25 protein-coding genes are annotated in these 25548 nt (G+C 65.1%); 11 read left to right on the forward strand and 14 right to left on the reverse strand.

The window, feature by feature from the left end; all coding sequences use genetic code 11:
* Positions 1-13 precede the first annotated feature (13 nt).
* Both R4P57_RS02170 and R4P57_RS02175 read left to right on the forward strand, forming a co-directional pair.
* Positions 14-496, forward strand: a complete 483-nt coding sequence (locus R4P57_RS02170) for a DUF2306 domain-containing protein (RefSeq protein WP_317801273.1) — start codon at positions 14-16, stop codon at positions 494-496.
* Positions 493-1062 carry an AAA family ATPase gene (locus R4P57_RS02175; protein WP_411742268.1) on the forward strand — a complete coding sequence of 190 codons (570 nt, stop codon included), beginning with the start codon at positions 493-495 and terminating at the stop codon, positions 1060-1062. Before R4P57_RS02170 ends, R4P57_RS02175 begins: the two co-directional genes overlap by 4 nt.
* A 12-nt stretch (positions 1063-1074) precedes the next feature.
* Here the strand turns inward: R4P57_RS02175 and R4P57_RS02180 are convergent, their stop codons facing one another.
* The 9 genes from R4P57_RS02180 to R4P57_RS02220 all read right to left on the reverse strand — a co-directional run bounded on the left by R4P57_RS02180 (position 1075) and on the right by R4P57_RS02220 (position 11484).
* The gene (locus tag R4P57_RS02180) at positions 1075-1761 is read right to left on the reverse strand and encodes a haloacid dehalogenase type II (RefSeq protein WP_317801274.1); all 687 of its coding nucleotides are present in this window, start codon (positions 1759-1761) and stop codon (positions 1075-1077) included.
* Positions 1758-2177 carry a DUF1707 domain-containing protein gene (locus R4P57_RS02185; protein ID WP_317801275.1) on the reverse strand — a complete coding sequence of 140 codons (420 nt, stop codon included), beginning with the start codon at positions 2175-2177 and terminating at the stop codon, positions 1758-1760. Before R4P57_RS02185 ends, R4P57_RS02180 begins: the two co-directional genes overlap by 4 nt.
* 7 nt (positions 2178-2184) lie before the next feature.
* On the reverse strand, positions 2185-3990 hold the full coding sequence (locus R4P57_RS02190) for an acetyl/propionyl/methylcrotonyl-CoA carboxylase subunit alpha (protein WP_317801276.1): 1806 nt from the start codon (positions 3988-3990) through the stop codon (positions 2185-2187).
* A 128-nt stretch (positions 3991-4118) separates the two neighbouring features.
* Positions 4119-5588, reverse strand: a complete 1470-nt coding sequence (locus R4P57_RS02195; protein ID WP_317801277.1) for a condensation domain-containing protein — start codon at positions 5586-5588, stop codon at positions 4119-4121.
* A 124-nt stretch (positions 5589-5712) separates the two neighbouring features.
* Positions 5713-6126, reverse strand: coding sequence for a SufE family protein (locus tag R4P57_RS02200; RefSeq protein ID WP_317801278.1), 414 nt, complete (start codon positions 6124-6126; stop codon positions 5713-5715).
* Positions 6123-7019, reverse strand: coding sequence for a sulfurtransferase (locus R4P57_RS02205; protein ID WP_317801279.1), 897 nt, complete (start codon positions 7017-7019; stop codon positions 6123-6125). Before R4P57_RS02205 ends, R4P57_RS02200 begins: the two co-directional genes overlap by 4 nt.
* A 161-nt stretch (positions 7020-7180) precedes the next feature.
* Positions 7181-8554, reverse strand: coding sequence for a condensation domain-containing protein (locus R4P57_RS02210; protein ID WP_317801280.1), 1374 nt, complete (start codon positions 8552-8554; stop codon positions 7181-7183).
* Positions 8532-9989: a condensation domain-containing protein gene (locus R4P57_RS02215; RefSeq protein ID WP_317801281.1), complete on the reverse strand. Its 1458-nt coding sequence runs from the start codon at positions 9987-9989 to the stop codon at positions 8532-8534. The genes R4P57_RS02210 and R4P57_RS02215 overlap by 23 nt, the downstream gene beginning before the upstream one ends.
* Positions 9990-10035: 46 nt before the next feature.
* The gene (locus R4P57_RS02220) at positions 10036-11484 is read right to left on the reverse strand and encodes a condensation domain-containing protein (protein WP_317801282.1); all 1449 of its coding nucleotides are present in this window, start codon (positions 11482-11484) and stop codon (positions 10036-10038) included.
* A gap of 592 nt (positions 11485-12076) precedes the next feature.
* Here R4P57_RS02220 and R4P57_RS02225 point away from each other — a divergent pair.
* Complete coding sequence (locus R4P57_RS02225) at positions 12077-13381, forward strand: hypothetical protein (protein ID WP_317801283.1); 1305 nt, start codon at positions 12077-12079, stop codon at positions 13379-13381.
* A gap of 5 nt (positions 13382-13386) precedes the next feature.
* On the opposite strand, the gene R4P57_RS02230 is transcribed toward R4P57_RS02225, so the two are convergent.
* Positions 13387-14652 carry a glycosyltransferase gene (locus R4P57_RS02230; protein WP_317801284.1) on the reverse strand — a complete coding sequence of 422 codons (1266 nt, stop codon included), beginning with the start codon at positions 14650-14652 and terminating at the stop codon, positions 13387-13389.
* A gap of 155 nt (positions 14653-14807) precedes the next feature.
* Between R4P57_RS02230 and R4P57_RS02235 the strand changes: the two genes are divergently transcribed.
* Both R4P57_RS02235 and R4P57_RS02240 read left to right on the forward strand, forming a co-directional pair.
* Positions 14808-16193 (forward strand): hypothetical protein, encoded by a 1386-nt coding sequence (locus R4P57_RS02235; RefSeq protein WP_317801285.1) that lies wholly within the window; start codon positions 14808-14810, stop codon positions 16191-16193.
* Between the two features lie 114 nt (positions 16194-16307).
* A complete protein-coding gene (locus R4P57_RS02240; protein ID WP_317801286.1) occupies positions 16308-16751 on the forward strand; it encodes a flavodoxin domain-containing protein in 444 nt (147 codons plus the stop codon).
* Between the two features lie 48 nt (positions 16752-16799).
* On the opposite strand, the gene R4P57_RS02245 is transcribed toward R4P57_RS02240, so the two are convergent.
* From R4P57_RS02245 to R4P57_RS02255, 3 genes are read right to left on the reverse strand one after another with little or no spacing between them, the layout of a single operon-like run.
* Positions 16800-17468 carry a Maf family protein gene (locus R4P57_RS02245; protein ID WP_317801287.1) on the reverse strand — a complete coding sequence of 223 codons (669 nt, stop codon included), beginning with the start codon at positions 17466-17468 and terminating at the stop codon, positions 16800-16802.
* Complete coding sequence (locus R4P57_RS02250; protein WP_317801288.1) at positions 17465-17728, reverse strand: acyl-CoA carboxylase subunit epsilon; 264 nt, start codon at positions 17726-17728, stop codon at positions 17465-17467. Before R4P57_RS02250 ends, R4P57_RS02245 begins: the two co-directional genes overlap by 4 nt.
* 20 nt (positions 17729-17748) lie before the next feature.
* Complete coding sequence (locus R4P57_RS02255) at positions 17749-19389, reverse strand: acyl-CoA carboxylase subunit beta (protein ID WP_317801289.1); 1641 nt, start codon at positions 19387-19389, stop codon at positions 17749-17751.
* Between the two features lie 96 nt (positions 19390-19485).
* Between R4P57_RS02255 and R4P57_RS02260 the strand changes: the two genes are divergently transcribed.
* From R4P57_RS02260 to R4P57_RS02275, 4 genes are read left to right on the forward strand one after another with little or no spacing between them, the layout of a single operon-like run.
* Entirely contained in the window at positions 19486-20322 is an 837-nt protein-coding gene (locus R4P57_RS02260) for a biotin--[acetyl-CoA-carboxylase] ligase (protein ID WP_317801290.1), read from the forward strand.
* Between the two features lie 48 nt (positions 20323-20370).
* Positions 20371-20970: a PH domain-containing protein gene (locus R4P57_RS02265; protein WP_317801291.1), complete on the forward strand. Its 600-nt coding sequence runs from the start codon at positions 20371-20373 to the stop codon at positions 20968-20970.
* A gap of 39 nt (positions 20971-21009) precedes the next feature.
* A complete protein-coding gene (locus R4P57_RS02270) occupies positions 21010-21690 on the forward strand; it encodes a response regulator transcription factor (protein ID WP_037190266.1) in 681 nt (226 codons plus the stop codon).
* Positions 21691-21696: 6 nt separating this feature from the next.
* Positions 21697-23016 (forward strand): HAMP domain-containing sensor histidine kinase, encoded by a 1320-nt coding sequence (locus R4P57_RS02275; RefSeq protein ID WP_317801292.1) that lies wholly within the window; start codon positions 21697-21699, stop codon positions 23014-23016.
* A 6-nt stretch (positions 23017-23022) separates the two neighbouring features.
* Here the strand turns inward: R4P57_RS02275 and R4P57_RS02280 are convergent, their stop codons facing one another.
* Positions 23023-23583: a GtrA family protein gene (locus tag R4P57_RS02280; RefSeq protein WP_317801293.1), complete on the reverse strand. Its 561-nt coding sequence runs from the start codon at positions 23581-23583 to the stop codon at positions 23023-23025.
* Between the two features lie 198 nt (positions 23584-23781).
* Here R4P57_RS02280 and R4P57_RS02285 point away from each other — a divergent pair, with 198 nt between their 5' ends.
* Entirely contained in the window at positions 23782-24984 is a 1203-nt protein-coding gene (locus R4P57_RS02285; RefSeq protein WP_411742293.1) for a 5-(carboxyamino)imidazole ribonucleotide synthase, read from the forward strand.
* On the forward strand, positions 24977-25495 hold the full coding sequence (gene purE / locus R4P57_RS02290; protein ID WP_317801295.1) for a 5-(carboxyamino)imidazole ribonucleotide mutase: 519 nt from the start codon (positions 24977-24979) through the stop codon (positions 25493-25495). Before R4P57_RS02285 ends, purE begins: the two co-directional genes overlap by 8 nt.
* Positions 25496-25548: the final 53 nt, after the last annotated feature.

Here is a 25548-nt window from a genome sequence, read left to right on the forward strand (position 1 = left end):
AAGGTGGCTGACGATGACGATGACGATCACGGTGATCCACACGTCGGCCGCAGTCATGTCCGTTCTGGTCGGAGCAGTGGTTCTGCTCGCGCGCAAGGGCACTGTTTTTCATCGGGCATGCGGACGCACGTATGTCGTGGCAATTCTGGTGATGATCGTGTCGTCCTTCTTCGTCACCGAGATCCGAGACGGATGGAGCGTGTTCCACGCTGTGTCGATCCTGACAGCCGCGCTGGTGCTGTTCGGCTGGCTGCAACCGCTGGTCGGACGCTCACGGGCGGGTTGGCTTCGGCGACACACACTGTCGATGCAGCTGACGTACCTGATCCTGATCGTGACCGGAACCGCCCAGTTCTTCGACCACCTACCTCTGCCGAACGACGCGCTCAACGCCATCGTGTTCCTGCAACTACCCCTGCTGGTCGGAATCGCAGCGATCGTGCGCCACGGGCGACAGGTCGCCGGTACCCCCGGTTCGCTATCGTCGTCTCCGTGATTCTCGGACCGGACGACGCTGTCCTGCCATATAGACCCGCGCGAATCGTCGTCGCGGGGACATCCGGTTCCGGCAAGACCACGCTGGCCGCCCGCATCGGGTCCTTGCTCGATATCGAACACGTCGAGATCGACAGCTTGTTCCACGGCCCGAACTGGACGCCGTGTCCGACGTTCGAGCGCGATGTCGAGGAATTCCTTGCACGCCCGTCGTGGGTCACCGAGTGGCAGTACAGCATCGTTCGAGACCGTCTCGCAGATCGAGCCGAACTGCTCTTGTGGCTCGACCTACCGCGCCGAACAGTCATGCGGCAGGTGATGATTCGGACGCTACGCCGCAGGCTCGGAAGGCGCGAGCTGTGGAACGGCAACATCGAACCGCCGCTGTACCGGATCTTCTTCGATCGCGAGTACATCGTCCGGTGGGCGTGGAACACTTATCGGTTGACTACCGAGCGGGTGCAGCGACTGAGTGTGCGCTGCCCAGAGCTGACGATTGTTCGCTTCAGGTCGCACCGGGACGTGGACGCGTGGATCGAGCATCGACTCGTGCCGACGCGGTCCTGAGCGTCGGCGCAGTCAGCAGCCCAATTGCGTTGCGAGAGAATCGATCGAGTCGACGCTGTGAGTCCAGTCGGATTCCGCGGCGAGGTCGGTGGTCTGACTCGGCCCGTGTTCGAGCGGACGGGCGACGAATGCCGTTGCGAAGCCACAGTCGGCAGCCGCAGCGAGATCACTGTTGTGTGCGGCGACCATCAGGCACTCGCTCGGCTGAAGACCCAGAATGTCCGCGGTGCGTAGATACGCGTCGGGCATGGGCTTGTACGTCTGTACCGGTTCTGCGCCGAGGATCGCGTCCCACGGCAGTCCGGCATTCTTGGCCATGTCGAGTAGCAACGAGATATTGCCGTTGGAGAGCGGGGCGATGATGAAATCGGTACGCAGTCGCGTGAGCCCGGGCACCGAGTCCGGCCACGGATCCAACCGATGCCACGCGTGATTCAGGGATGCGACGTCACCGTCGTCGAGCTGAACGTCGAACTCCGACAGTACGAGTCGAAGCGACTCGAGATGGAGTACATCGAGCCGGGTGAACGGTCGACTGCCCGACCGAACCTGTTCCATCGCCGGTTGATACAGGCTGCGCCATCGGTCGGCGAATGCATGACCGTCGACGTCCGAACCACACAGAGATTCGACCTCGCGAGCCACGCTGGTGCGCCAATCGACCACCGTGCCGAACACATCGAACAGAAGCGCCTTCAACGATCCCTCTTCTTTTTCTTCCTTTTCTCGTCCTTCGAATGGCCACCTGCCGACAGCAGCGCACCCGCCAACGGAATGAGAAGGAAGAAGAGCCACTTCTGATCGAAGTCGGTGAGGAAGAACAATGCCAGAGAACCGAAGACGACCAGGGGCATCACCACTGCGCGCCAATCGATTCCGACACCGCCCTCGGCCGGAGACGTCCCGAGCTGGGCGGGCGTGTGCGACGTCGAAGCAGTGGGGAGATCGACGAAGACCTTGTCGATCTCCCCACGCGTCGTCGCCGAAGCAACGGTGGCGCTGCGCTCGTCGAATTCGGGCACAGTGAGACGACCCTCGCTGAAGTGCAGACCCAGCGCCTCGAGGGCCTTCTCCCGATCAGCCGTACCGATACGAATCTCCGGAAGCTCGGACATCGCTACGTCATTTGATCTCTGCGAGGACGGTGCCTTGGGTGATGGCGTCGCCTGCGGTGACGGTCAGGCCGGTGATGGTGCCTGCTTTGTGGGCGTTGACGGGGTTTTCCATTTTCATGGCTTCGAGGACGGCGATGAGGTCACCGGATTCGACGCTCTGGCCTTCGTCGACGGCGACTTTGACCACGGTGCCCTGCATGGGTGCGGTGACCGAATCGCCGGAGGCGGCTCCGGCTCCGGCTCCGCCACGGGTCCGGGCTTTGGGTTTGCGGCGCACCGCTCCCGCAGGTCCGCCGCTGTTGCCTGCACTGTTGCCGCCGAGGGACAGTTCCCCGGGCAACGAGACCTCGACGCGGCGGCCTCCGACTTCGACGACCACGGACTGACGCGGCAGGACGTCGTCGTCGTCGAGCGGTTGCCCGGCGGTGAACGGGGGGACCTGGTTGTCCCATTCGGTTTCGATCCAGCGGGTGTGGACGGAGAACGAGTCGCCGTCGCCGATGAACGCCGGGTCGGAGACCACTGCGGCGTGGAACGGGATGACCGTCGCGAGGCCTTGGACATCGAATTCGGCGAGTGCGCGACGGGAGCGGGCGAGGGCTTGTTCGCGGGTGGCTCCGGTGACGATGAGCTTGGCGAGCATCGAATCGAACTGGCCACCGATCACCGAGCCGGATTCGACTCCGGAGTCGACGCGCACACCGGGCCCGGAGGGGGCGGTGAAGGTGGTGACCGGTCCGGGGGCGGGCAGGAATCCGCGTCCGGCGTCTTCGCCGTTGATCCGGAACTCGAAGGAATGCCCTCGCGGTTCGGGGTCTTCGGTGATGGACAGTTCCTCGCCGTTGGCGATGCGGAACTGCTGCAGGACCAGGTCGATGCCGGAGGTTTCCTCGGTGACGGGGTGTTCGACCTGCAGTCGGGTGTTGACTTCGAGGAAGCTCACGAGGCCGTCTTGTCCGACGAGGTATTCGACGGTGCCGGCGCCGTAGTAGCCGGCTTCGAGGCAGATGGCTTTGGCGCTGGAGTGGATTTCTTTGCGTTGGGCGTCGGTGAGGAACGGGGCGGGGGCTTCTTCGACGAGTTTCTGGAAGCGGCGTTGCAGGGAGCAGTCGCGGGTGCCGGCGACGATGACGTTGCCGTGCTGGTCGGCGATGACCTGTGCTTCGACGTGGCGGGGCTTGTCGAGGTAGCGCTCGACGAAGCATTCCCCACGCCCGAACGCGGCGACGGCTTCGCGGGTGGCGGAATCGAACAGTTCGGGGATTTCCTCGCGGGTGCGGGCGACTTTCATGCCGCGGCCGCCGCCACCGAATGCGGCTTTGATGGCGATGGGGAGGCCGTGTTCGTCGGCGAAGGCGAGGATGTCGTCGGCGTTCTTGACCGGTTCGGAGGTGCCGGGGACGGAGGGGGCTTTGGCGCGGGCGGCGATGTGGCGGGCGGTGACCTTGTCGCCGAGGTCGCGGATCGATTGCGGGGACGGTCCGATCCAGATCAGTCCTGCGTCGATCACGGCTTGGGCGAAGTCGGCGTTCTCGGAGAGGAATCCGTAGCCGGGGTGGATGGCGTCGGCACCGGACTTGGCGGCGGCGTCGAGGATCTTGTCGATCACCAAATACGATTCCGCCGAGGTCTGGCCGCCGAGCGCGAACGCTTCGTCGGCCAGGCGTACGAACGGGGCATCGGCATCGGGCTCGGCGTACACAGCGACACTGGCCAACCCGGCATCGGCGGCCGCCCGGATCACCCGCACCGCGATCTCACCACGATTGGCGACAAGAACCTTGGTGATCTGAGCACTGGCATGGCTGGGCACTGAGCCTCCTACAGATATATTTCTCGCGTGCTTCGTTACGAACGTCACGTCGGAGTCTAAGCACCGGCACTGTCATCGCTGCAATCGGTCCGCACAGCTGCAGCGGATCGGCGACGACCCGCAGTGAGCTACTGATTGGTAGCGATCTGACCGGTGTCGGTATGTCCGATATCGAATCGGTCGTCGTCCGCAAGAGAGAATCGGGCGGTCCCGGTGTCAGCCACATCGGTCAACAGCTTCCGGAAGGCACCGACGTACTCGTGAACCCGAGCGGTCGCCTGCTCGGTGTTGGGATAGCGAGCCGCGATGTTGATTCCCTGCGGCGTGCGATTGATCCAGATGTACACGTCGTGCTGGTACTGCTTGCTGCGCAGCGCTCGGGCATTCCAGTCCGGCCAGTGCTCGGCGGCAGGCGCGAACCGCACATCCATGAACGAGACGACGAAACGCGGGCGAGCGGAGTAACCCAGAGTGGTGAACACGCGATCGAGAGGAACGCGGGCGATCGGTTTGGTCTTCTTCACCTCGGCCGAGGCAGCCGCGACCACCGAGCCGAACGAGTCCGCACCGGCGAAGTCGAAGGAGATGGGGCACAGTCCGACGAACCAGCCGAGCGCGGAGGCCCACTGGGGCTCGTCTCGAGTGTGAACCGGGGTCACCGTGCGGAAACGAGTGCCGCCGCCCAGTTCGGAGCCGGTGATGGCGAGCACTGCCAGCAATCCGGCGAACAGGCTGTGTCCGGTCTTGCGGCACGCGACCGAGAACGAGTCGGCCTGATCGGGGTCGAGCACCCACGCGGACAAACCGCCCTGCGGCTGATCGTCCGGGCTCGGATCGCCGATGTCGAGTGGAAAGGCCGGTAGCTCACCATTGCCGTCGACGAGAAAATCTCGCCAAATCCTCACTGCGTCGTGCGAATGCTCCAGCTCTGCATTCCTCTCGCGTTCGGAGGACCCGAAGTCGAGGTAGCTGCCGGCCTCGAACAGGGCAGCAGGCGCACCACCGAGTTCCTCTCCGTACAGAGCAGCGATCTCGTGCGCGACCAGCACCGTGGACAGACCGTCGATGATCGAGTGATCCGCTGCGAAGAACACCGTGATCGGACGCGTCTCGTCGACCGGTTCGAGAGTCACGAAGGCGTAGGCGGGCCAGATCAACGGTGAGGTGAACTCGTCGAACAGATAATGCAGGTGCTCGAACACCTCGCTCGATTGCGCGCACCGTTCCTGCTCGACCTGCCAGATGTCGATGCCACCCTGCGCGGCGGTCACACGCGTCATCTCGCCCGTCACCTCGTCGATCGACGCGCTCGAACGCATCGCCTCGTGCCTGTCGATCCAGTTCAGAACTGCCTCGCGAAACGCGGGTTTGTCCAGGGGGCCTGCGATTTCGAAGGCCGCGCCGAGCCATGATTCACGACCGCGACGAGGACTGCTCAGGCTGGTACGAAGGTGCGCCTCGTGGACGTAGGACGTCGGCCTGGCATCGGGATGCCACCCTGCGGCTTCCGGAGTGCGGGCCTGCGGGCCGACACTGGGTATCCACTCGGTGAGCGTGCCCGCGGGAACCGCGTAGTCCGCCAACTCCGTGAATTCCATATCGGCAGCAACCAACCTTCGTCGTACGCATCGGGGGTCTGGGCTCTCCAGGCCCTGCCGCGGAGTCTAACGACGACCGGTTGTATCGATCAAGACGACGGCGCGCTACCTGCGCCGTCGTCCGTCAACGCAGGTGACGCTTGATCCTCGCCAACATCGCCGACATGCCGCGCAGTCGCAGCGGACTGACCGCGTCGCTCAGGCCGAGAGCCGAGTAGAAGTCGTCCGGTACGTCCAGGATGTCCTGTCCGCTGAGACCGTCGAGCCCCTGCGCCAGGATCGAGGCGAACCCCCGCGTGGTCGGAGCTTCCGGCGGGGCGCTGAAGTACAGCCGGATCCGCGCCGGATCGCCTGCATCCACCGACAGGAACAGCGGAGACTGGCACTCCGGCACTGGCTCCATCGCATCCTGAGCAAGGTGTTCCGGCAGCGGAGGCAGTTCGCGACTGAACTCCAGCAGTAGCTGCAGCTTGTCCTGCCCCTCCACTGCGGCGAAGTCCTCGACGATCTCGGCCAGCGACTCCGGCAGGGCACTCATCGAGTGGCCGGAGCCGATCCGGGCTCCTCGCCCTTCGCGATCGGAACGCGAACGGCGTTACCCCATTCGGTCCACGAGCCGTCGTAGTTGCGAACCGACTGGTATCCGAGCAGATGGGTCAACACGAACCAGGTGTGGCTCGAACGCTCACCGATACGGCAGTAGGCGATCACGTCGTCGGTGGCGGAGGTACCGGAATAGATCTCGTCCAGTTCCGTACGAGAACGGAAGCGTCCGTCCGGTGCGGCTGCCTTGGCCCACGGAATGCTCACTGCGGTGGGGATATGCCCTCCGCGCAATGCACCTTCCTCCGGGTAGTCGGGCATGTGGGTGCGTTCGCCTGTGTACTCGGCGGGGGAGCGAACGTCGATCAACGGCAGCGTTCCGAGCGAGCCGAGCACATCGGAGGCGAACGCGCGGATGGGCGCGTCGTCGCGTTCGATCACCGGGTAGTCGGTCGCGGGGAACTCGGGCACGTCAAGGGTGGTATCGCGGTTCTCCGACAACCAGGCGTCGCGGCCGCCGTCGAGCAGACGGACGTCCTGATGTCCGAACAGAGTGAACACCCACAGTGCATACGCGGCCCACCAGTTGCTCTTGTCGCCGTACACGACGATGGTGTCTTCCCGGGAAATACCTTTGCGGCTCATCAGTTTCGAGAACTGCTCGCCGTCGATGTAGTCGCGGGTGACCGGATCGTTGAGGTCGAGATGCCAATCGATCTTGACCGCACCGGGAATGTGGCCGACGTCGTAGAGCAACACGTCCTCGTCGGATTCGACGACGCGAAGGCCGGGGGTACCGAGATGAGCGGACAGCCATTCGGTCGATACGAGACGATCCGGATGCGCGTAGTCGGCGAACGTTGCGTTGGAATCGGTTGGTACAGGCACGTATCGGCTCCTACGGAAGATATTCGGCTGGCGGCCCGCCCGGGGGTGAACGGTCTGCACTGTCGATCCTATGCGGAACCTCTGTCAGTGGGCGGGAGTGGAGCCCGCGGAATGAGATCGTTGGGCGGGAGTGGAGCCTGCGGAATGAGTTCGTTGGGGGTTCAGAGCGTCAGTGCAGCGCTCTCGGGTTTCGCTGTCGAGGCGCGCATGAGTGCGCCGAGTTCCGCGATGAACGCATCCATCACCGAGTGTGCCGCTGCAGTGTCGGGAAATCGTGACCGCAGTGCCAGGCCCGATGTGGTGCGGGAGACCCAGAACTGTGCGTCGTCGGACACCGTGGCATTGCTGATGTGGTGTGCATCGGTTCGTTCGAAGCGTTCGTGTCCACCGATTCTGGTGTAGTCGATGTAGGACACCATGAACACGTCGCGACGCGACAGTGTGAAAGCGTCACCGAGGTTGTTCAGTACCTGGGGGATCGGAACGGTGCTCAGCGGAAGTGCCGCGCGAAACGCTGTGTGGGCCGCGGTGATCGTGTCGTGGAGGTCGCGTTCGACCTCCACGGTCATGGGAGCGTTGGTGGTGAACCAGCCCAGTGCACGCGAGAATTGCTGCTCATGGCGGGTGTGCAACGGGAACAGGAACGGCACGCGGCTCGGTCCGCCGATCCCGGCGCAGGCCTGTCCGATCGCAGCGACGACACCGGCGAACATTCCGGCTCCGGAACGGGTGCAGAGCTGCTCGAAGTCGAGGGTGTGCTGCGCGTCGAGCAAGGAGGTGACAGTCGTTGCCTGAGGCGCAGTTTCACCCTCGGCGACGCCGAGGTCGAGCGGGAAACGCGGCGTGGTGCCCCCACATTCGGTGAGAAAGTTCGACCACCGCATCATGCGCTCGTCCGTGGGGTCGACGAGTGGCTGGGATGCTTCGATGCGGCAGTACTCGACGAACCCGCCGACCGGAGGCAGGGCTGTCTCCGGGTTCGACGGGCAGCGTAGGTAGGCGTCGTACAGGGTGTGGATCTCGTCGACCACGACGGCGATCGACATGGCGTCGACGTTGGAGTGATCGAATGCGCACAGTATCGTCGAGGTGTCCGGCCGGTCGATTCCGAAACAGGTGTACGACGGGAATCGCCGTGCATCGCAGTGCAGTTCGAGCGTGCGTCGGAGATGATTCCGGAGTGTCGACGCCGACGAGAAGGTGGTTCGAGTGGATTGCCTGATCTGGACCGAACCCGGTTCGTAGAACGTCCGCTCGATTCCGGCCGCCACGCGAACGAAAGAACTACGCAGGGTGTCGTGGCGGTCGATCAGGTGCTCGAAGGCCCACCCGAGTGCCCGGGTATCGAGGCTGCCCTGCACTTCGAAGGCACCGGCTATCCAGACACGCTCGGCCTCGTCCAGATCACCGAGGTGAAACCGTTGGTTGAACGACGGTGGAACCGGTGACGGCTGCGGACTCCCGGTGACGACGGGGGTGAACTCGACGACCGTGCCCGCGCGTGGGGTGTACTCAGTGATCGAGGTGACCCGCACCGGCCGGCTCCTGAACGAGATCGTCGAGCGTCAGGCTGTAATCACCCTCGCGTGCAATGGTTTCCAGTACGTGCGCCAGGTGATCGTGGTACCGCTCCACCGCTGCGGCGGCAACGACGGTATCAGGGGTCTGGGCTACCAGATACAAGTGCTCACCGTCTCGGTTGATCCACATCGATGCGTTCGACGTCGAACCCTCGCCGGTGAAATGCTCGGCGCGCGTGTCCGCGTCTCGCCCGACGCCGGGGAACCAGCGAAAGTCGATGTACGAGAGCATATTCGGACTCACTGCCAACTCGCTACCGAGAGTGCCGTCGGCGGCCAGAGCGCCCAGTACGGCGTGCACCGGGGCCTCCGCGATCTGCTTGGCCTGTTCGAAGCCTCGGTGGGCCGCAGCCGCGACGTCGGAGAAGGTGTTGTTTCCTGCCACTTCGAACGCGACCGGAGCGAAATTGACGAACCACCCCTGGGATTGTCCGTAGTCACCGTGGTGCCGGGTACTGAGCACGGTGATCCCGAAGTAGTCGGTGGTTCCGGCCAATTCGAAGTCGGTGATCCCGACGGCGGCGAATATGCCGCTGCTCATCCGGGCCCCGGCAGCCTTGCACGCGGCGTCGAATGCAGCAGTCAGTTCTTTGCTCAACAGGTCGCGTTCGACGATGCGAACCGGAGCTTTCTCGCCGGGCGCGAGTCCGAGGTCGAGCGGGAACCGAGGCATTCGGCCGTCGTGTCGGGTGAAAATGTCTCGCCAGGCCGCAATTTCGGGAGAATCGGCCCCGAACGTCGCGGCCCGAGCCCGCTCGTCGGTGGCGTAGGCCAGATGGCTACCTGCCTCCGCAGGGATCGGTACGTCCGCACCGATCTCCAGCGCGTACAGATCGGCCAGTTCGCTGATGACCAACGCCTGCGAGCCCCCGTCGGTGAATGCGTGATCTGCGCCGTAGTACAAGGTGAAGCTGCCGGGCCTGGCCACGACGCCGACGACGAATCCGGGCCAGGCGTCCGCGGTCGCCTCGGACGAGAAGCGCCCACGTACATAGCGTTGGAATTCGTCGTCGTCCGTCGCTTCTCCGGCGTCGGACACTTCGAACGCCGCGACCTCGAGTGGGGCGAGATGCCGAACGACGTCGTTCCCTTCGACCTCGAACCAGCATCGAAGACCCTCGTGACGCAGCACGTAGGCGGCCAGTGCGCGGCTCATCGCGTCGGTATCCACGTCACCGTCGATCTCGGTTGCAACCCCGGTGTACGCGGTGTGAACATCGCCGCGTTCGCGGGCCGCCCACGCGGCCTTCAGGTGGTCCTCCTGGAGGAACGAGGCCGGAGCCGAATCGACAGGTGCCGCTTCGGCACTCGCTCGGGCAGCCGAAGTGGGGTGCCATTCGAGCAGCCGGCCGGGAGCAGGATTCCATCTGCCCATAGCGGTGATGATCATCGTCGCTTCATCCTCCTCGATAAGGGCCGCGGGCTGATTCGATGGCTCACTCTGCGGCGACGGTCACCGACCGAGAGGCCGACGTGAGCACCGTATCTGTACCACTGTCGGAGTCGATCACTGCCGTCAACACCGCGACGAACTCGGTGATGAAACGGTGGACGTTGGTGGACGCGACGTCCGAGCTGGGGAATCGAGCGGAGATGTTGAGCCCTTGGAGCGTCCGGTTGACCCAGAAGTAGACCTCGTCGTCGGCGTGGCAGTTGCTCCGCAGAGCCCGACCCTTGCGGCCCTGCCACTGCTCGGCGTCCGGCAGGAACCGAAGGTCGATGTAGGACACCACGAATCGCGGAATTTCCGTCGACTCGAGGATCTGGGCGATCTTCGAGTACGGCATACGTGCCAACCCCTTGTTGGCCGCGCCTGCAGTTGCCGCGGCCTCGAGTGCCTCCCCGAACGTGCGAGCGTTGTCGAGCTCGATCTCCATGGGCAGAATTCCGACGTACCAGCCGACCGCCGCGGCCCACTTCTGTTCGTCTCTGGTGTGCATCGGCATCACGGTGCGCAACGTCGTGCGGCCGGACAGGCGGACGTTCGTCAGCGCCAGAGCGGCGAGTATTCCGGCCTGCATGTTGTACCCGCCGGCACGGCATGCGGCGTTGAAGGCATCCGATTGATCGGAGGTCAGCAGCCAGGACGAGATACTGCTCTGCGCGGCCTGGCCGGTGCCGGTGAGCGACCGGTCGACCGACACCGGAAGCGGAAACGCGGGAAAGCGTCCGTCCTCGACGGCCAGGAAGTCCTGCCAGGTGCGCACGGCGCTGTGGTCACCGGTCAGCGTCTCGCCGAGAGCCCTCTCGGACTGGCTGAAGTCGACGTAGCTGCCTACTTCGGGCAACTCCGGATCGATGCCTTCGAGGGCGTGCGCGTAGAGCCGGTCGATCTCGTTGATGGCGTAGATCTGGCTGTAGGCGTCCATCACCGAATGGTCGGCGGCGAAGGCGAGCAGGAACGACTCTCCGGGCCCGTTCGAGAGAGCACGTGAGGCGTCGTCCGGTTCGATGGTGGCGAGAACGAAGTGCGGCCATGCGGTCGGAGACACGGTTTCGCCGAACCAGGAGTGCAGATGGCTGAAGACCTGAGTCTCGGTCCGGGGTTCGGTATGTGCCCGATCGATCACCCGCACCGCATCTGTCGGTGCGGTGTGGCGCAGCCAGGAACCGGATTCCTCGTCGCGCCGAACCTTGGTCCGAAACGCCTCGTGACGACCCATGTATGCGGCGATGGTTGCGCGCACTGCCTCGGCGTCGTATCGGCGATGAATCTCGAACACCGTGCCGATCCACGAACCCGGTGCGCTGCGCTCGCAATGGTCCTGGTGCGTGAACGACAGCCCGCGGGGGTCCGGTGCCCAACGGTCGTCGTCGACGCGGGGGACCCACTCGGTCAGGCGACCAGCGGGGAGGGGGTAGTCGGCGAGTTCGGTGTATTCCATGGGAGTCCTCTTCCATTCCGGGCTCGGTCGGCGGTGTGCGGCGTTGGTTCGGTATTGCACGTTCGATTACGGTCGAGTCGATCGTGTAAACCTGTCAGCCATGCTCGTGCAGCCGACCGGTCGCTTATCTGATTGCTGTTGGATTGCTGCTTTCCGCATTGAAAGAACAACGTCATTGCCGTCGACCCGAAGTGAGTTCAGCACACACGATAGGGCGAAAGCGAAATTATTTCGCGACGCGTAAAAGTAATACTTCTCACTGTCGAGCGTCTTGACCCGCCGGTCTCCGATCAGGACTCGAAGGTGTGTCCGATTGTCGCATCTTACGGTCGAGTCACTGATTTTGCTGGTCACTGTGACGACAGTTCACAATCGGAGTGTGGTGCGGACTGTGTCCGAGGTCGATACACGACCTACGCCACTGAATGGCCCGAACATGGTGCGGGACACAATCGGGCGCCCTTTTCCATGCATCTATTGCCGAATGTGAATGCATTGGTGGTGGCGAATTGACACCACTGCCCCTGTTTCGTGGATGTAGTAGGTTCGGCGCGTGACTCGAATTGGATTTGCCGATCACCTATTCTTGCGAATGCATCACGGCATCGGATATCCCGTCTACAACCAGTTCCTGTGGTGGTTCGACGAATCCGTCCAGCGAGTAGACCTGGAAAAACTACGCGACAACCTGTCCGACGGTCTGCTAGCGCGCCGAGTGGTCGCGTCGACGGTGCCTACTGCCCGCGACCGATGGGTGGCCTCGAAGGTCTCTCATTCGCTGGATTTTCACCCACACTTCATCGAATCGACCGAAGTGTTGGCCTGGGCGGACGGCCGCCTCGATCGTGACATCGATCCCGAGACCGGTCTCGGTTGGCGACTGGCGGCTGCACCGTTGACGAACGGAGGGACGGTGCTGTCGTTGGTCGCTTCGCACATGGTCGCCGATGGCGGCGCTCTGATCGCTGCGTTCGGTGCTGCCAATTCCCCGTCCGGGCAACCTCGGTCGGTTCCGACCGCAGACGGCATCGCGGCCATCGGCTCGGACCTACGAGACGCCGTGGAGCAGGTGCGGTCCGTCGCCGGCTGGTTGGTGAACACCGTTGCGTCCGCACTTCCGATTCCCGCCCGATCCGGTCCGGACGCTGCTGTCCCGCGCTCGCAGCCGACTCGCTCGCAGCGGACCGCCGGGGCGGTGGACGCCCACTGGGTATCGCCTCATGCGGTGGCAGAGGTGGACGCAGGTACCTGGAAAGCAACCGCCCAGCGATGGGGTGGCACGTCGAACTCCCTGTTCGTCGCGGTCCTCACGGCAGCCTCCGGGCAGGCCGGGCGAGCCTCGATCGGAGACTCGGTGCAGTGGTCACTGCCGGTCAGCGATCGCGCCGTCGACGACACTCGCTCCAACGCCACCAAGATCGTCAAGATCGAGGTCCCCGTCACCGACGCGGCCGACCGCGATCTGTCGACGATTCGGGCAACCAGCAAGGCGGCGTTCACCGCTTTCGCTGCGAGGCAGGCTGCCGGTCTGCCACCCGCAGGCATCTCGCAGGCCCTCGTGCAGATGCTGCCCGACGCCGTGGTTGCGCGTGTTCCGCAACCGCGTGACGGTGCGGAAGGTCTGGCGTCGAACCTGGGTGTTCTGCCCGAGGTCTTCACCGAAGTGGCCGGCGTTCGAGCTCGCGCTGTGTCGGGTAGAGCGACCTTCGCGGGTGCCGACGCCGCGTTCGCGCGATCGTTGGACGGTGGCCTGACAGCGTGGGTGTGCGAGACGGACGCGAGCGTCACCGTGACCGTCCACGCCATGGATCCCGATCGATTCGTCGATGACCAGGCGCTGCGTGACCACCTGGCTGAGGCGCTCGGTCGCTGGGAACTGACGGCGCGCTTCTGGTGAGTGCGTCAGCGGTTCCGCGCTGCCGCCTCGGTGATGTCGGCAGCTGCGGCCACCGCTGTTGCGGTCGGGGCGACCGTGTCGGCGAGTCGCCGTGCTGCCTGCCTGGCTCGGTCGGTGGTGATATCGGTAATGCCTTGCTGCAGAACGGACTCGGTCAATGTCGAGAATTTCGTGCTGGTCCCGGCTCCGATCCGGCGCAGCGCGGCTCCCCAGAACGGCTGATCGGCGCTGAACCAGCAGACGAGTGTCGGAAGACCGGCCCGCGCCGTCGCAGCCGTCGTACCCGCGCCACCGTGGTGGACCGCAGCCAGACACCGGGGGAGAATGCTCGGATGATCGACCGATTCGACGATCATGATGTTCGAGTTCGGCTGCGCAGCAGTAGAATCGGCACCGGCGAGGTCGCTCCAGCCGGCGCAGACGAGAGCACGAACGCCCAGCCGTCCGGTCACGTTCTCGATCATGCGCAACAGCGCCGCGGGATCGGGCACGGGCATGCTGCCGAATCCGAAGTACACCGGCGCGGAGCCTGCCTGCAGCCATTCCTCCAGTGCGGGATCGACGTCGACGCGCGCGCTGCTCAGCCCCAGGAATCCGACGAACGGCCGCTGCGGGCCCCACTGTTCGGCGAGCCCGGGGAACAGCGCCGACTCGTAGGCCTGAATCTCCACTCCGCCGTAGCGTTCGGATCGAACGGGCAACGAATGCCGCGTCGGTGCCAGGCCCAGGGACACTCTCTGCGCGTTCTCGCGAGACTTCATGGACTTCCAGCGCATCGACTCCGCCAGCGCCCACATCGATCGGTTGACGTAGCCCGGCATCGCGGCACCAGGGGTCACGGGCACGACGTCGTTGCGTCTGAGCGGGCAATAATGCAGTGCCACAAAGGCATTGCCCGCCGACTCCGCCATGTTGAACGCCATCTCCTGCCCCAGCGAACCGGTGACGATCGCGTGGCAACCCTGGGCCATCTGCTCGAGTTCGGCTGTCATCTGATCCCAGCCGTGATTGGCCAGTTCGGCGAGAGCCGCCATCCTGGTCCGCGGGTTACGCGACTTGATGCGCACCCTGATCAACTCCGACTCCAACAGGCGCTGGGTGTCGGGCCCGAACGAGACCACGCTGACTCGTTCGGACTCAGCCGTTTTCGCGCGAGCGAAGTCCATCAGGTTGGGTGGTGCGCCGAACACCACGTCGTGTCCGCGACCCGCGAGTTCGACGCCGAGCGCAAGACCGGGCGTCACGTCACCGCGACTGCCGTTGAATGGCATCACGAACTTCATAGGGTCACTCGCAGTCGCGTCGGCGTGGAAAACGTCCTCAACCTATCAGTCCCGCCCGCCGCAGCACGTTTCGGAAAACATATGGTGGGAAACACATTTGCGGCCCACCTGCGTCCGCCCTCGCGCAGCGATAGTCTCGCGTAGTGGAAAGACTGACGTACGACGACGACCTGTTCCTCCGCATGGAATGCGTTCTCGGGGTACCCGTGGTGAACCAGATCGTCTGGCGGTTCGACCGCGCTGTCGCACCGGACGCGCTCCGATCGATGTGGCGAATGCTCGCAGCAGGCCCCATCGATCGATCTGTTCGGCGGGCCCGGGTGCCCGGAGCCCGTGACGGCTGGACCGCTGCTCGTCGATCCGCCGATCCCGTGATCATCGGATCGCCGATCGCCCGCGCGGCGGTCGACGAGTGGATCGAGGACGAGGCCGCGGTGCCGCTGGACCCGATCGGGGGACCGGCGTGGCGATTGTCGGCAACCTCGGTGGAAGAAGGCGGCACGGTCGTGTCGTTGGTCGGCTCTCACGTCGTCGGCGACGGCGGTGCCCTCACCTCAGCTGCTGCGGCCGCGCTGGCCGGTCACGCTGTCCCCGACGATTTCGCGCGCGTCGGGCTCGATCACGGTTCCGAATCCGCGATGGCCATCGCCCGAGCCGATCTGTCCGATGGTGTCGGCCGTGTCGGTGCGGCGCTCTCGGGTGCGGCACGAGCACTCGGCCGCACCGCGGTGGAGGCGGTACGGGCACGGTCGACGGCATCTGCCGACCCGAGCGCGGGAATGCCGGACGGCACCGGTGCCCGTGCGGACCGTCCGCGTGTGATCGCCGCACCTGTGGAGGGGGCGTGGACGCCGAGCACCGTCGTCGTCGATTGTCTGTCCGCGGAGTGGTCTGCTGCTGCGGCGAGAAAAGGCGGCAGTTCCAACAGTCTGCTGGTCGCGGTCGTGCTCGGGATCCTGACCGGGAGCGGCCGAGTCTCCACGGAGGACCGGGTACGCGTCGCCCTCCCGGTCAGTACCAGGACAGCGGGAGATCGGCGCGCCAACGCGACGTCCGGTGTCTCGATCCACGTCGACCCGGGAGCGGCGTACCTCGACGATCTCGGAGCAATTCGAGCGTCGAGCAAGCAGGCATTCAGAACCCAGGCCGATCGCACGGTCACGACGACGTTCGAGCTCCTCAAACCGCTGATGCAGTTGCTGCCCGACGCGATCGTCGCCAAACTCGCCGCGTCGGGCTCGGCACCGCTGTGCCTGTGCTCGAATCTCGGTGCCAGAGGTGTCGCACTGCGCACCATCGGTGGTGTCGACGCCACTGCGGTGGCGATGAGGTCGATCACGCAGAACACCGACGTGGCCTTGCTGCGCCGCACCGGCGGAGGCGTCAGTGCCTGGTGGAACGAATCGGGAGAACGCGCGACCCTGTGCGTCACCGGGCTCGATCCGGACAGCTTTCCCAGCAAGGAACACCTGAGAGGGCTGGTCGAGGCGGAGTTCGATCGATGGGGTCTGACGCCCGAATTCTGGTGATCTCGAGACAAGTCACAACTGCGGGCGAGGACGGATTTTCGACCGGATCGCCGGTGAGGCTATGCTTTCCGACTGTTCGAGTGTTCGGGCAGGTGTGAGAAAGGGGAGCGATCCATGGCAGTGGTCGTGTTGTTCGGGTCCGAGACCGGTACGGCCGAGGAGGTCGCCGACAAGATTGCGGACGTGCTCAGCGATCATGACGCCGAGGTACGCGACATGCTCGAGTACGAGGTGTCCGATATCGACACCGACGACTTCCACGTGGTCATCTGCTCCACCTACGGAGACGGAGAGCTCCCCACCGGTGCAGAACCCTTCTTCGAGGCACTCGTCGAGGACGCGCCGGACCTCGCGGGACTGCAGTTCGCGGTGTTCGGTCTGGGCGACCGGGTCTACGAGGACACATTCAACCGCGGCGGCGAGATCATCGCAGAGAAGCTCACCGAGCTCGGCGGCAAGCAGATCGGTACCCATGCTCGGCACGACAGCTCGTCGAACATCAGGCCGAAGACCATGGCCGAGGAGTGGGCTCGCGAACTGATCGACCTGCTGCCCTGACGGTCGGAATCGGTTCCGGTGGCACAGCGGCCGGCGGAACCGGAACGGTCAGGACGGGGTTCTGTCCCACAGGGCGGCCAGGGACGTACCCACACGAGTGAGCAGGGTGCGCACCAGCGGTAGTCCTATCCCGATAACCGACGACGGATCGCCCTCGATGCGGTCGACGAACCAGCCGCCGAGCCCGTCCAGCGTGAACGCCCCCGCCACCGACAGCGGTTCACCGGAGTCGAGGTAGGCCTCGAGGTCCACCGAGGACGGCGTCGCGAAATGCACGACGGTCGCACTGTGCGCTGCGGCCTGCGCCACGACCACGCCATCGGTCACCCGGAGCACAGCGTGGCCGGTCAGCAATTCGCCGCTGTTGCCCGCCATGGACTGCCATCTCTCGCGCGCCACCTCGACCGAATGTGGCTTTCCGTGCAGCTCCCCGCCGATGGCCAACATCGAATCGCAGCCGACGATCACCAGATCCTCGGTCGAATCCACGAACGTCTCGGCCACCGCCGCAGCCTTGGCTCGGGCCAGTTCCGTGACCACCGTTTCCGGAGACACCGACGGCCCGAGCGCTGCGGTCAACGCATCCTCGTCGACACCCGACACCCGAACGATCGGCTCCACCCCGGCACCGCGCAGCACCGACAGTCGCGCCGGCGACGCTGACGCCAGGACCAAGCGAACAGGGCCAGGCGCAGCGTCGGAGGACCGGACCGTCACCGTGGGTAGCGGCCCGACGCGGCATACGAATAGGCCGACTGAGGTACGAAGCGGCGATGCAGCAACTCCGGCGAACCCCACAGCTCACGAGGACGAGAATCGCCCGTCGACTCCGATCCGCTCTGCGCAGCCGTCAGAACCGTCACCAGCGCGGCGAGTTCCTCGTCGGTCGGATTGCCCTTCACCACTCGAACGGCAGCGGGGGTTGGGGTGACCACCTCGTCGAGATTCGCTGCGTCGTCGTTCGCTTCTGCGCTCACTGCGTCATGATTCGCTTCGCTCATAGTGGGATGTTTCCGTGTTTCTTGGGTGGGAGGGTGACTTGTTTGCGTTCGAGTAGTCGTAGTGCGGTGACGATCTGGCCACGGGTGTGGCTGGGGGGTATGACGGCGTCGAGGTAGCCGCGTTCGGCGGCGATGTAGGGGTTGACGAGGGTGTCTTCGTATTCCTGCTGCAGTGTCAGGCGTAGGGCGTCGACGTCCTCACCGTTCTTGGCGGCGTCGAGCAGTTTCTTGCGGTACACGAACCCGACGGCGCCGGAGGCTCCCATGACGGCGATCTGCGCGGTCGGCCAGGCGAGGTTGACGTCGGCTCCCATGTGCTTGGATCCCATCACGTCGTATGCCCCGCCGTACGCTTTGCGGGTGATGACGGTGATCTTCCCGACGGTCGCTTCGCCGTAGGCGTAGAGCAGTTTCGCGCCGCGTCGGATGATGCCGTTGTATTCCTGGCCGGTGCCGGGCAGGAACCCGGGCACATCGACCAGGGTGATGATCGGGACGTTGAAGCAATCACACGTGCGGACGAAGCGGGCTGCTTTCTCGGAGGCATCGATATCCAACGTTCCGGCGAACTGGGTGGGTTGGTTGGCGACGATCCCCACCGATCGGCCGTCGATGCGCCCGAACCCGACGATGATGTTGCGGGCCCGACCTTCTTGGACTTCGAGGAATTCGTCGTCGTCGAGGATCCGGGTGATGACCTCGTGCATGTCGTAGGGGGTGTTCGGTGAATCGGGGATCAGGGTGTCGAGTTCGAGGTCCTCGGCGGTCAGCGAGTCCTCGATCGACCCGGTGATCGGATCCGACGGTGCGGTGCGGGGCGCGTCGGCGCGATTGTTCGAGGGAAGGTACGACAGGAGGTCGCGGACGTAATCCAACGCGTCGTGTTCCCCGGAGGCGACGTAGTGCGCGACACCGGATTTCTCCATGTGGGTCGTGGCGCCGCCGAGTTCTTCCATGGTGACGTTTTCGCCGGTGACGGTTTTGATGACGTCGGGTCCGGTGACGAACATCTGGCTGGTGCCGTCGACCATGACCACGAAGTCGGTCAGGGCCGGGGAGTAGACGTGCCCGCCGGCGGCGGGTCCCATGATCACCGAGATCTGTGGGATGACGCCGGAGGCGCGGACGTTGCGGTGGAAGATCTCGCCGTACAGTCCGAGGGAGACGACGCCTTCCTGGATGCGGGCTCCTGCGCCTTCGTTGATGCCGACCAGAGGGCGGCCGGTCTTGACGGCCAGGTCCATCACTTTGACGATCTTCTCGCCGTAGATCTCCCCCAGACTGCCTCCGAAGACGGTCGCGTCCTGGGAGAACACGCACACATCGCGGCCGTCGACGGTGCCGTAGCCGGTGACGACACCGTCACCGAAGGGCCGGTTGTCGGCCAACCCGAAGTTCTGGGAGCGGTGCCGGGCCAGGGCGTCGAGTTCGACGAACGAGCCGTCGTCGAGCAACGCGGTGATCCGCTCGCGGGCGGTGAGCTTGCCTTTGGCGTGGACCTTGTCCACCGCCGCCTCACCGGACGGAATCTCCGCAACCGCGAGACGTTTACGAAGATCGGCCAATTTACCCGCAGTGGTATGGATATCGGGGGCTTCGGCCGACCCGTGTGCAGTGGAATCCTGGACGCTGGTCATGGGGCACCACTTTAACTGCGAGTGTGATCTGCGCCCCGACCGAGGGTGGTTCGCGACAGGCCGTCGGCCTGTCGCCGAGCCCATATGCTGGTGCGCATGTGGACAAACCTCGATCGCCCACCACTGGACGTTCGCGCGCTTCGCCGGGCACTGGTGGACGGCCCGCAGGCCTCCTGGTCTCGGGTGGACGTGGTAGCGGAAACCGGTTCGACCAATGCCGACCTGATCGCGGGGGCCGCGAACTACGCCGACCGGACGGCACTGATCGCCGAACATCAGGACAGCGGACGCGGCAGGCACGCGCGACCGTTCTCCGGCGCGCCGCGGTCGCAGATCCTGGTGTCGATGCTGCTGAAGTTCCCGGGAATCGATCCCGCCGTGCTCGGGTGGGTGTCGCTCATGACCGGAATCGCACTGGTCGACGCGTTGCGCACCGTCGGTGAAGTCGATGCTCGACTGAAATGGCCCAACGACGTCCTCATCGGTGGCAAGAAGGTCTCGGGCATCCTGGCCGAGGTCGCCGCGCACGGACCGTCGCCCACTGTCGTGATCGGGCTCGGGGTGAACGTGTCGATGACAGCCGACGAATTGCCGGTACCCACGGCGACGTCACTGGCTCTGGAAGGGGCTGCGGTTCTCGACCGCGACACGTTGGTTCGGGCGATTCTGCGTGGAATGGCCGCCGAGGTGGACTCGTGGCGGGACTCGAACTGGAACACCGACGCCCTCGCCCACCGGTACCGGGAGAGGTGCGGCACCATCGGGCAGCGCGTGCGAGTCGATCTGCCCGGCGGCGACGAGAAGGTCGGAACCGCGGTCGATGTCGACGAGCACGGCCGGATCGTGATCGAGGTCGAGCAACCCGGGTCCGATCGGCCGTCGGTGCTGGCTGTGGCGGCCGGTGATGTCACTCATCTCCGACCTCTCTCGTGAGACCATATCGACTCGACGGAAGTCGTAGCGAGTAGTCAGGAGATCACGGTGGGGTATCCACAGGACGCGTTGGCCGACGAGGAAGAGCTCCTGCTTCATCATCACCCCCACTGGAAGATGCTCGTCCTGCCGTCGGTGACCTTCGTTCTCGTCACGGGCCTGGCAGGCGTCGGTCTCGGGGTCGCGAGTGCGCGGCTCGAATCGACCGCTGCGAACGTCGCCATGATCGCCACCGCGGTGCTGTGGGTCGCGATCGTCGTGTGGCGGTGCCTGGTGCCGCTGATCAGCTGGAAGTGCACGCATTTCATCGTCACCGATCGGCGAGTGTTGATCAGGCAGGGAGTGCTCACCCACTCCGGCATCGACATTCCGATGAGCCGAATCAGCAACGTGCAGTTTCGACACGGACTGATCGACCGGATGTTGCGCACCGGCACGCTCATCATCGCCTCGGCATCGGACGATCCACTCGAGTTCGACGACATTCCGCATGTGCAACGCGTGCATTCCCTGCTCTACCAGCAGGTATTCGACTCGATGGAGTACCGCCGCGAATCCGTGCACGGCCGGGAGACAGCGTTCGAGCCGATGCCCGAGGATTCGGCTGCCGACTCCAAGCCCGGTTGGCGAGCTGGGAAACGCAAGTAACACAGGCTGTTCTCACCTTCGAACCGTAGGGTGACCGATGTGACCGACGTGCTGCTTGCCGAAGACGACGAAGCCATCGCTGCGCCCCTGTCCCGAGCTCTCGGGCGCGAGGGCTACACGGTGACCGTCGAACAGACCGGCCCCGCAACCCTTCAGCGCGCGCTGGACGGAAAGTTCGACCTGTTGATTCTCGACCTCGGCCTGCCGGGGATGGACGGCCTCGAAGTGTGTCGGCAGGTGCGTGCCAACCGATCCGAGGTTGCCGTACTCATGCTCACCGCACGAACCGACGAGGTCGACTTCGTGGTCGGTCTCGACGCCGGGGCCGACGACTACGTCGGCAAGCCCTTCCGGCTCGCCGAGCTCATGGCCCGCGTACGTGCGTTGCTCCGCCGGCGTGGTGCCGGGGAGGATTCCCCGATCGAGGTCGGTGCCATTCGTCTCGAACCCGCTGCTCGACGCGTCCTGGTCGGCGGCACCGAGATATCTCTTGCCAACAAGGAATACGAGCTGCTCAAGGTCTTGCTCGACCATGCGGGCCAGGTCGTCTCTCGCGAAGTGATCCTGCGTGAAGTCTGGGGCGACGCGGAGCTGCGCGGATCGAAGACCCTCGACATGCACATGTCCTGGCTGCGTCGCAAGATCGGCGACGAAGGACCCGTGGCCGAGCGTCGTATAGCGACGGTGCGCGGCGTCGGCTTCCGTATCAACAGCGACTAGCGGTCGATGCGGCGTCGAATTCTGGTCTCGATTCTCGCTGTCGTCGTCATGACGGCGTTGCTGCTCGGTTTGCCCCTGATGTACACCGCTTGGTTGTGGGTGGAGGATTTCACCCGCAACGACCTGCAGGCACGCCTGGATCGAATGGCGGCGGAGATCATCTCGCAGGAAGGGTCGGCTGGGCTGATCGAAGGCCAGCTCGACATCGGCTCGCTCCGGTTGGCGATCCCGCAGGGTGGCCGGCTCGTGGTCATCTACCCGACCCCCGAGGATGCCGCATCGCGCGCGGACATCGGGCAATCGTCCGTGCCTCGGCCGCTCGTGGAGTCGCTGTCGATGGGTACCTCGGGTTCGCTTCGCCTCGAAGTGCCGTCCGACGACATGCGCTCCCTTCAGCGCCAGGCGCTCGGAGCGGTGACTCTCGTCGTTCTCGCCTCTGCGATGGCAGGCACCGTCGTGGCCGTCGTGACAGCCAAGCGGCTGGCCGATCCGCTGCAGGATGTGGCGCGGCGAGTTGCTCGCCTGGCCGAGGGCGACTTCCGGCCGGACCCACGACGGCACGGCATCGCAGAACTCGATCGGGTCTCGGAGGTTCTCGATTCGGCGACCGTCGAGATCGCCGGGCGGCTGCAACGTGAACACACGTTGGTCGCCGATGTCTCGCATCAGCTTCGCAGCCGCCTGACCGCCGTCCGCCTACGCCTGGACGAAATTTCCACGCACCCGGATCCGGCGGTGGTCGACGAGGCCAACGAGGCGATGGATCAGGTGGACCGACTGACCCTTGCCATCGACGAGCTCGTTCGATCTTCTCGTAGTGACGGCGCGGCCGACGCGCACGAGGTCTCGGTCGTCGAGGAATTGATCGGCACCGTCGTCGAATGGCAGCGAAACTTCGAGGACGTGGGCCGGACGCTGGTGATCAAGGGTGACGTGGATCTGAAGGCCTCGGTGACCGGATCGCGGTTGCGCGAGGCAGTCTCGGTGCTGGTCGACAATTCTCTGGTGCACGGAGGCGGGGCGTGCACGGTGGCGGTTCGAGCCGTCTCGGCCGTCGAGAGCACCGAGCGACGCCGTGAACGACTGGTCTGCGTCGAGGTCTCGGACGAGGGGCCAGGGGTGAGCAACGAACTTGCCCCGCACATCTTCGACCGCGGATTCTCCGGAGCCGGTTCCACCGGCGTAGGCCTCGCTCTGGCCCGGGCGCTGATCGAGGCGGACGGCGGCAGGCTGGAATTGCAGCGACGCCGTCCCGCGCTCTTCTCGGTGTTTCTGCCTGCGTGGCGTGAACCGTCGCCTGCCGTGCCTCGGCGCGAACCGCGCTGAGGCGTCTCAGGGTTGGTCGAGTGCGTCCGCTGCGTCGGTCGGGTCCTCTTTGCGTTCGGCGTCCACTTCCAAGATCGTGCGCGCGTTGTCCTCGGGAAAAGCGAAGCGGCGCAGTGCCCAGAACCGGAATGCCATCTGCAGCAGGTTGCCGATGATGTAGTTGAGGACGAAGTCGATGATGACCACCGTCGTCAGGGACTCGCTGGTGTCGCGAATGTCGAAGACGTTGTTCGCGATCCACAGGGGACCGGCTGCGATGAGCACGCCGATGCCGCTGATCGCGAAGAAGAGCAGTGCCTCGTGGTGCCGCTCGCGTCCGCCGCGATGCTTGAAGGCCCACTCGCGGTTGAGGAAGTAGCTGAGCAGGGTGGCGAGGACACCCGAGATGATCTTGGCGATCACCGGCTTCTGCTCGAGCACCGTCAGGCTCAGCGAATAGAAGATGACGAGGTCGAAGACCATCGTCGTGCCACCCACGATGGCGAACTTGATCAGCTCACTGTGCCGAATCGCGAGGTCCCGAATGGGCGTGGGTAAGCGTTGAAGCACGCTTGCGATCGTCGGCACAACGGTGAAGTCTACGAAACACACTCCGGTTTCGCCGAACCGAGGCTCCGATCATCAGGGTTTACACAGGTCCTCGCCCACCGTGCGGTCTTCCGTGCCAGACGCCGGGTCGGACCGAATGCATGCGACATGACACCATGGTGAGCCGTGACAGGTACCGAACCGCGCCCCACTGCTGCGCGCCCGTCGTCGACCGGAATGCCCGTGGTGACGATGATCGGCGGCGGTCAGCTCGCCCGAATGACTCACCAGTCCGCCATCGAGCTCGGACAGACTCTTCGCGTCCTCGCCGCGGGTGCCGACGAGCCGGCAGCTCAGGTCAGCCCCGATGTCGTCTTCGGGCACCACGACGATCTCGATGCGCTGCGCACAGCCGCGACCGGTTCCAATGCGCTCACCTTCGATCACGAGCAGGTGCCCACCGAGCACCTCGAGACTCTCGTGGCAGAAGGCGTCAACGTACAACCGCCCCCGAGCGCGTTGATTTTCGCCCAGGACAAACTGCGCATGCGTCGCAAGCTCGCCGAACTCGGCGCGCCCGGTCCCGCCTACGCCGAGGTCTCGTGGGCGCAGGACGCGATTGCGTTCGGAGACGAGCACGGGTGGCCGGTGGTGCTCAAGGCAGTTCGCGGCGGATACGACGGGCGCGGTGTCTGGATGCCCGCCGACGCCGAGGAAGCCGAGGCGATCGTCACTGCCCAACTCGACCTGGGTGTACCGCTCATGGTGGAGGAGAAGGTCGCCATGCGCCGCGAGTTGTCGGCCATGGTCGCACGATCACCGTTCGGCCAGGGAGCTGCGTGGCCCGTCGTGCAGACGGTGCAGCGCAACGGTCAGTGCGCGGTGGTGCTGGCACCGGCTCCCGACCTCGACGAGGACGTGGCCACGTTCGCAGGCAGGCTGGCCCTCGACATCGCAGGTGCGCTCGGCGTCGTCGGAGACCTCGCGGTCGAACTGTTCGAGACCACCTCGGGAAAGCTCCTGGTGAACGAACTCGCCATGCGACCCCACAACTCCGGACACTGGACCATGGACGGGTGCCGCACCTCGCAGTTCGAGCAGCACCTACGTGCGGTACTCGACTACCCGCTCGGTGACACCGATCCACTCGCTCCGCTGACGGTGATGGCCAACATTCTGGGCGCGCCCGAGGCCCCCGAGATGACGATGGACGAGCGGCTGCATCACCTGTTCGCCCGCATGCCCGATGCGAAAGTGCATCTGTACGGCAAGGGCGAGCGCAAGGATCGCAAGATCGGCCACGTGAACATCCTGGGCGCGCAGTCGGGTTCGCTCGCCGACCCCGCCTACGTGGCCTCGGTTCGCGAGCGAGCCGAACGCGCAGCGCACTGGATGTCGCACGCCGAATGGACCGACGGATGGGACCCTCACGATGACTGACAACACCTCTTCTTCCCAGCCTGCCGTCGGCCTGATCATGGGCAGCGACTCCGATTGGCCGACGATGGAAGCCGCGGCAGAAGCGCTCGCGGAGTTCGGAATTCGGTTCGAGGTCGGCGTCGTCTCGGCGCACCGCACCCCGCAGCGCATGCTCGACTACGCCCGCGAGGCCGCACGCCGCGGGATCCGGGTGATCATCGCCGGGGCCGGGGGAGCGGCCCACCTGCCCGGCATGGTCGCGTCGGCGACACCGCTGCCGGTCATCGGCGTTCCGGTGCCCCTGAAGTATCTCGACGGTATGGACTCGCTGCTCTCGATCGTTCAGATGCCTGCCGGTGTTCCCGTGGCCACGGTCTCCATCGGTGGTGCACGCAACGCAGGGCTGCTCGCGGTCCGGATTCTCGGTGCATCCGATCCGGCTCTGCAAGAACGGATGTCTGCGTTCCAGGAGTCCCTCGAGGCCATGGTGCTGGAGAAGGACAAAGCGCTGCGCACCACTCTGCTCGGGTGAGCGCAGCCGTGTCGCGGAGTGAGCAGATCAGGCGCGCGGGTCGCGGTAGTCGG

Source organism: Rhodococcus sp. IEGM 1330, assembly GCF_033142445.1.
GTDB lineage: Bacteria > Actinomycetota > Actinomycetes > Mycobacteriales > Mycobacteriaceae > Rhodococcoides.

Bases quoted from the DNA above. Each gene is read 5' to 3' on its own strand.
- R4P57_RS02170 (WP_317801273.1), top strand. From the start codon at position 14: ATGACGATGACGATCACGGTGATCCACACGTCGGCCGCAGTCATGTCC.
- R4P57_RS02185 (WP_317801275.1), bottom strand. From the start codon at position 2,177: ATGTCCGAGCTTCCGGAGATTCGTATCGGTACGGCTGATCGGGAGAAG.
- R4P57_RS02195 (WP_317801277.1), bottom strand. From the start codon at position 5,588: ATGGAATTCACGGAGTTGGCGGACTACGCGGTTCCCGCGGGCACGCTC.
- R4P57_RS02200 (WP_317801278.1), bottom strand. From the start codon at position 6,126: ATGAGTGCCCTGCCGGAGTCGCTGGCCGAGATCGTCGAGGACTTCGCC.
- R4P57_RS02215 (WP_317801281.1), bottom strand. From the start codon at position 9,989: ATGATCATCACCGCTATGGGCAGATGGAATCCTGCTCCCGGCCGGCTG.
- R4P57_RS02220 (WP_317801282.1), bottom strand. From the start codon at position 11,484: ATGGAATACACCGAACTCGCCGACTACCCCCTCCCCGCTGGTCGCCTG.
- R4P57_RS02225 (WP_317801283.1), top strand. From the start codon at position 12,077: ATGCATCACGGCATCGGATATCCCGTCTACAACCAGTTCCTGTGGTGG.
- R4P57_RS02230 (WP_317801284.1), bottom strand. From the start codon at position 14,652: ATGCCATTCAACGGCAGTCGCGGTGACGTGACGCCCGGTCTTGCGCTC.
- R4P57_RS02240 (WP_317801286.1), top strand. From the start codon at position 16,308: ATGGCAGTGGTCGTGTTGTTCGGGTCCGAGACCGGTACGGCCGAGGAG.
- R4P57_RS02255 (WP_317801289.1), bottom strand. From the start codon at position 19,389: ATGACCAGCGTCCAGGATTCCACTGCACACGGGTCGGCCGAAGCCCCC.
- R4P57_RS02260 (WP_317801290.1), top strand. From the start codon at position 19,486: ATGTGGACAAACCTCGATCGCCCACCACTGGACGTTCGCGCGCTTCGC.
- R4P57_RS02275 (WP_317801292.1), top strand. From the start codon at position 21,697: ATGCGGCGTCGAATTCTGGTCTCGATTCTCGCTGTCGTCGTCATGACG.
- R4P57_RS02285 (WP_411742293.1), top strand. From the start codon at position 23,782: ATGCCCGTGGTGACGATGATCGGCGGCGGTCAGCTCGCCCGAATGACT.
- purE (WP_317801295.1), top strand. From the start codon at position 24,977: ATGACTGACAACACCTCTTCTTCCCAGCCTGCCGTCGGCCTGATCATG.